We start from the raw sequence: 6,873 nt of genomic DNA, 5'->3' as shown, positions 1-6,873 counted from the left end.
TGGAGCGGGTGGGCCGGCATGACGATTTCTTCCGGCTGGGCGGCCACTCGCTGCTGGCGGTGACGCTGATCGAGCGCATGCGCCGCGAAGACCTGCATACCGACGTGCGCGCACTGTTCGATACGCCTACGCTGGCCGCGCTGGCCCAGACGGTGGGTGGGACGCACACGCTGGTGACCGTGCCGGAAAACCGGATTGCACCCGGATGCGCATCGATCACGCCGGGCATGTTGCCGCTAGTCGAACTGAGCCAGGGGGACATAGACCGAATCGTGCAGGCGGTGCCGGGTGGCGTTGCCAATATCCAGGACATTTACCCGCTGGCACCTCTGCAGGAAGGGATCCTGTTCCATCATCTGATGACGAAGGAGGGCGACCCCTACCTACTTGCCGGCTCCTATGGTTTCGATTCCCGCAAACGCCTCAATGCTTTCCTCCAGGCACTGCAGTCGGTCGTCGACCGGCACGACATCCTTCGTACGGCATTCCTGTGGCAAGGCTTACCCGAGCCGGTGCAGGTGGTCTGGCGCCATGCACCAGTTGTCATCGAGGAAGTGATGATAGCTCCGGCGAACGGCGACGTCCTTGCGCAGCTCGAAACATTGGCAGATCCGCAGCACCGTCGCCTTGATGTGCGCAAGGCACCGCTAATGCATGTGTATATCGCCCACGATACCGGGAACAATCGCTGGCTGTTGCGTCTGCTCAGCCATCATTTGTGGGGAGACCACACGACGCTGGACGTGGTGATGGAGGAAATGCAGGCGTTTCTTGCCGGGGGCTGGGACGCTTTGCCGGCACCGCTTCCGTTCCGCAATTTCATCGCTCAGACCCGCCTGGGAATCAGCCGTCAGGAGCACGAAGACTTTTTCCGTGACATGCTGGACGGATTCGATACGCCGACTATTCCGTTCGGACTGTCGGACGCCCGGCGTGACGGGGTTGCCACGCACGAGGCAAAAGCCGTTGTCGATCCGGCGCTGGCGGCACGTGTGCGCCGGCGTGCCCGCGCGCAGGGAGTGAGCGCCGCCAGCATATTCCATCTTGCCTGGGCTAGAGTCCTTTCCGAGGTTTCAAACCAGGACGACGTGGTGTTCGGCACCGTGCTGTTCGGACGCATGCAGGGCGGCGCTGGCGCGGACCGGGTGGTCGGTCTATTTATGAACACCTTGCCATTGCGTCTGCGCACTTCCGGAATGGGCGTCCAGACTGGCGTAAAAAACATCCATGCCGCGCTCTCCCGCCTGCTGCGTCATGAACATGCGCCGCTGGCGCTTGCCCAGCGCTGCAGCGTAATCGCAGCGCCGGCGCCGCTTTTTAGCGCGGTACTGAATTACCGGCATAGCAACGTGGCTGTGCCTGCGGACGATGGCACCTTGCAGGCTTGGGAAGGTATCCAGTCACTGGGCAATCACGAGAGAACCAGCTATCCATTTACCCTGTCGGTCGACGATGACGGTGAGGATTTCTTCCTGACGGCTCAGACCGAAGCGCCGGCCGACCCCGAGCGTGTCTGCGGCTATGTCCAAGTCGTACTCGCGGGGATGATGGACGCGCTGGAGCGACGACCTGACCTGCCGGTCGAGCAGCTTGACCTGTTGACACCACAGGAACGCCACCAACTGGAGGTGAACTGGAGCGGCGGCGACGCCACATACCCGGCCGACCAATGCGTTCATACCTTGTTTGAGTTGCATGCAGCACTGGCCCCGGACACGACGGCATTGGTGCATGAAGGCGTGACGCTGACCTACGGGGAGCTCAATGCGCGAGCCAACCGGTTCGCGCGGCATCTGCGCAAGATCGGCGTTGGCCTCGATGCGCGGGTGGCGCTTTGCATGGAACGGGGCATCGACATGGTGGTGGGAGCGATGGCCGTACTGAAGGCTGGCGGCGGCTACGTGCCGCTGGATCCGGCCTATCCAGCGGAGCGTCTCGCATTCATGATAGAAGACAGCACACCCGTTGCCGTGCTGACGCATGCGTCCGTCGTCGGACCCCTGCGGGCAATGCTCAATGCATCGCCTGCTCCGCTGCTCGACCTGGATACTCAGAGCGCGTACTGGGCAGGCGAGGATGACGGTAATCTTGATGTTGCCACCCTCGGACTGGCCCCGCACCATCTCGCTTACGTGATCTATACCTCCGGCTCGACCGGCAAGCCGAAGGGCGTGATGGTTGAGCACCGGCAGCTATGCAGCCAGGTTACGGCACTCAGCCGGCACTGTGCGCTTGGGCCGCAGGAAAGGATGCTGCAATTTGCGTCGATGAATTTCGACGTCTCGGTCGAGGAAATTTTTTGCGCGCTGAGCAGCGGTGCGACGCTGGTCCTGCGTACCCCGGGGTGGGTCGGCAGCGCCCGGACCTTCTGGTCGCTTTGCCGCGAACATGATGTCAGCTGGGTCAATCTCCCGACACGATACTGGGAACAACTGGTTCAGGAAGACCTGTCGTGTATTCCGGACCGCCTGCGGCAGATGATCGTGGGCGGCGAGGAGATGGGCAGCGTGGCGCTCGGGCGCTGGCTCGCGCATCAGGGCCACAAGCCGCGGCTCATCAACGCCTACGGACCAACCGAAACCACAGTCAACGCCGCGTTACACGAACCGCAGGCCGGCGCGGCAAACGGCAGGATCATCGGACGGCCGATGGAGAACGCGCGCATCTACCTGTTAGACCGGAACAGGAAACCGGTGCCGGAAGGGGTGCAGGCCGAACTGTATATCGGCGGTGCAGGCGTCGCGCGCGGCTATCTGAACCGGGACGAGCTGACTCGGGAGCGTTTCCTTCCCGATCCGTTCAGCAGAGAACCGGGCGCCCGGATGTACCGGAGCGGGGATCTGGGGCGTTACCTGCCGGACGGCAGTATCGAGTTCTTGGGCCGCAACGACCAGCAGGTCAAGCTGCGCGGGTTCCGCATCGAGCTGGGTGAAATTGAAGCGAAGCTGCTGGAACAGCAAGGCGTGCGCGAAGCGGTGGTGCTGACGCGCGAAGACCGGCCCGGTGATATGCGGTTGGTGGCTTATGTGACCAAGACGGAGGAGGCGCGGCTCGACAGCGAAGCGCTGCGCGCAGTTCTGTCGGTAACGCTGCCGGAGTACATGGTGCCGGCGGCGTATGTGCAGCTCGACACGCTGCCGCTGAACCCGAACGGCAAGCTCGATCGCAAGGCGTTGCCGGCACCGGAAGACGACGCCTACGCGAGCCATGCGTATGAAGCACCGGTCGGTGAAGTTGAAACTGCGCTGGCTGCGATCTGGGCCGAAGTTCTGGGCGTTGAGCAGGTAGGCCGCCACGACAACTTCTTCACCCTCGGCGGCCACTCGCTGCTGGCGGTCAAGGTCGCTTCACGCGTGCGTCAGGTACTGGGCGTGGAACTGGACGTGACCGAGCTGTTCGCCCATGCCAGCCTGTCCGCACTGGCAACAGCCGTCGGCCAGGCTGCCCAAAGCGAGCTGCCAGCCATTGCGCTGGCGTCGCGTGAAGACGCGCTGCCGCTGTCGTTCGCGCAGCAGCGGCTGTGGTTCCTGTCGCAGATGGAAGGCGTCAGCCAGGCGTATCACATCCCGCTCGGACTGCGCATGCAGGGCACGCTCGACCGTGCAGCGCTGCGCCATGCGCTGGACCGCATCGTCGCCCGCCATGAAGCCTTGCGCACGACCTTCGTGCTGGAACAAGGGCAGCCGGTGCAGCGCATCGCCGCTGACACTGGCTTCGCGTTGCAGGAACACGATCTGCGCAACCAGAGCGACGCCGAAGCCAGACTCGGCGAACTGGCCGAGGCCGAAGCCGCAGCGCCGTTCGATCTTGCCACCGGCCCGCTGGTGCGCGGGCAACTGATCCGGATCGCCGACGATGAGCACGTGCTGCTGGTGACGATGCACCACATCGTCTCCGACGGCTGGTCGCAGGGCATCCTGGTCAACGAGTTCAGCGCGCTGTACAACGCCTTCAGCACCGGCAAGGAAGATCCTCTGCCGCCACTGGCGATCCAGTACGCCGACTACGCGGCCTGGCAGCGGCGCTGGATCGATGGCGACGTGCTGCAGGCACAGGCCGCCTACTGGCAGCAGGCGCTGGCCGGGGCGCCAGCACTGCTGGAACTACCGACCGATCGCATCCGACCGCCGCATCCCGACGTCACTGGCGCCGGTGTCGACATTGAGCTGGACGTTGCTCTCACACGGGGCCTCAAGGACCTAAGCCGCCGACACGGCACCACGCTGTTCATGACCGTGCTCGCGGCCTGGGCTGCCTTGCTGGCGCGTCTGTCGGGACAGGACGACGTCGTCATCGGCACTCCGGTGGCAGGGCGCACGCGCGCTGAAGTCGAACCCTTGATCGGTTTCTTTCTCAACACGCTGGCGCTACGCATCGAACTCGGCGCCGAGCAGAGTGTTGCCGGCTTGCTCCGCCACGTCAAGGAACAGGTACTTGGAGCGCAAGGCAACCAGGATCTGCCGTTCGAACAGGTAGTGGAGGTGGTCAACCCACCGCGCAGCGTCGCGCATCACCCTTTGTTCCAGGTCCTGATCAACTGGCAGAATAATCAGGTCTCCGAGCTCAAACTCAACGGACTGACACTGTCGTCGGCAGATGCGACCTACGATCTGACGAAGTTCGATCTGGCGTTGAATCTGACCGAGATGGATGGACAGATCGTCGGTGCGGTGACCTATGCCACATCGCTGTTCGACCGGACAACGATCGAGCGCTGCACTGCGCAGCTGCGGCAACTGTTGCAGGCCATGGTGCTTGACGATCGCCAGCGGGTCGACAGCCTGCCTTTGCTGCCGGCGGTCGAACGTGCACTGGTGGTTGACACCTGGAACGCGACGCATCGCACGGGACGGCAGGGACGGCTGGTCCATGAGCTGTTTGCGGAACAGGCGATACGCACGCCGCGGGCGGTAGCGGTCGCCTGCGGCGCGGCGCATATCAGCTACCGCGAACTCGACGTCCAGTCCAGTCGCCTCGCGCACCACCTGCGCGCGCTCGGCGTCGGCCCCGACGCCCGTGTCGCGCTGTGCGTGGAACGCAGCATCGACATGGTGCTGGGCATGCTCGCCATCCTCAAGGCCGGCGGCGCCTACGTGCCGGTCGACCCCGGCTACCCGGCCCAGCGCCTGGGCGCAATGCTGCAGGAATGCACGCCCACCGCCATCCTCAGCCGCAGCAGCGTGCTCCCGGCCATTGCTCCGCACGCCGGCGAGGTGCCGCTGATCGACCTGCAGGCTGATGCTGCCAGCTGGCAAGACCAGCCGGACAGCGCACCGCAACACACGGCACTGGGTCCTGAACACCTGGCCTATGTAATCTTCACCTCCGGCTCGACCGGCACGCCCAAGGCGGCTCAGGTGCAGCACCGTGGCCTGCAGAACCTGCTCGACTGGTACCTGGACGACATCGGCGTGTCGCATGAAGACCGGGTGCTGCTGGTCACCTCGCACAGCTTCGACCTGACCCAGAAGAACATCTTTGCCCCGCTGGCGGTGGGCGCCACGCTGCACCTGGCTGACGAACCGTTCGACGCCCAGGCGATCCTGGCGCAGGTGGCAGCGGCCGGCATCAGCCACCTGAACATGGCGCCCAGCGCCTTCCATGCGCTGGTCGATGCCGATGTGGCCAGCCCGCACCGGCGGCTGGGCAGCCTGCGCCGGCTGGTGCTGGGCGGCGAGCCGATCCAGCCGGCCAAGCTGGCGCTGCTGCCCAGCCCGCGCGCGCAAGTCATCAACAGCTACGGCCCGACCGAATGCAGCGACGTGGTCGCCAGTTATCAATTATCGGACGAGCTGGAGCGCTACCGGGGGCACGGCGTGCCGCTGGGCAAGCCGATTCGCAACCTGCGGCTGTACCTGCTGGACCGGCAGGGGCAGCCGGTGCCGATCGGCGTGGTCGGCGAGATCCACATCGGCGGCGCCGGCGTCGGGCGCGGCTACCTGAACCGGGATGAGTTGAGTGCCGAACGCTTCCTGCCCGACCCGTTTGCCAGTGAAGCTGGTGCGCGCATGTACAAGACGGGTGACCTCGGGCGCTACCTGCCCGACGGCAATATCGCCTTCCTCGGGCGCAACGACTTCCAGGTCAAGATCCGCGGCTTCCGCATCGAACCGGGCGAGATCGAGGCTCGGATGCTGGCCCAGGACGGGGTCCGGGAAGCGGTGGTGCTGGCGCGCGACGGTGGACCGGAAGAAGAGCGGCAGCTGGTTGCCTACTACACGCTTGAGCCGGGTGTCACGCTCGAAGCGGTGGCGCTGCGCGCGGCGCTGGCGGGGCAGTTGCCGGACCATATGGTGCCGGCGACGTGCGTGCTGCTGGACGCGTTGCCGCTGAACCCGAACGGCAAGCTGGACCGCCATGCGCTGCCCGACCCGCAGCGCACGGAAAGCACGGCAGCGGACGATGCCCCGCGTGGCGACATCGAAACGGTGCTGGCGCGCATCTGGGCCGAGGTGCTCAGGATCGGGCGGGTCGGGCGCAGCGACGATTTCTTCGACCTCGGCGGCCACTCGCTCTTGGCCGAACGGGTGACTTCGCGTATCCGCCAGGTGCTGGGCGTGGAAGTACGGATTACCCAGTTGTTCACGCGACCGGTGCTGAGCGACTTCGCCGCGGTGGTGCGCGAGGCGGCGCGCAGCGCGCTGCCGCCGATCACGCCGGTGGCGCGTGGCGAAGGGCTGGTACTGTCATTCGCCCAGCAGCGGCTGTGGTTCCTGGCGCAGATGGAAGGCGTCAGCGAGGCCTATCATATGCCGCTCGGCCTGCGCCTGGAAGGGGTGCTCGACACCGGCGCGTTGCGCCATGCGCTGGACCGCATCGTGGCGCGCCACGAATCGCTGCGCACACGCTTCGTCATGCGTGACGGCGTGCCGC

The 6,873-nt window shown here is 65.3% G+C and carries 1 protein-coding gene; it reads left to right on the top strand.

The window, feature by feature from the left end; genetic code table 11:
* Positions 1-6,873, top strand: a 6,873-nt coding sequence (locus ACFQUU_RS28870) for an amino acid adenylation domain-containing protein (RefSeq protein WP_382252044.1), incomplete at both ends; no start/stop codon positions are given.

The organism is Herbaspirillum sp. GCM10030257, from assembly GCF_042666555.1.
GTDB lineage: Bacteria > Pseudomonadota > Gammaproteobacteria > Burkholderiales > Burkholderiaceae_D > Noviherbaspirillum.
Note: the sequence above shows the minus strand (reverse complement) of the source record. Positions and strands in the feature narration are given on the sequence as shown.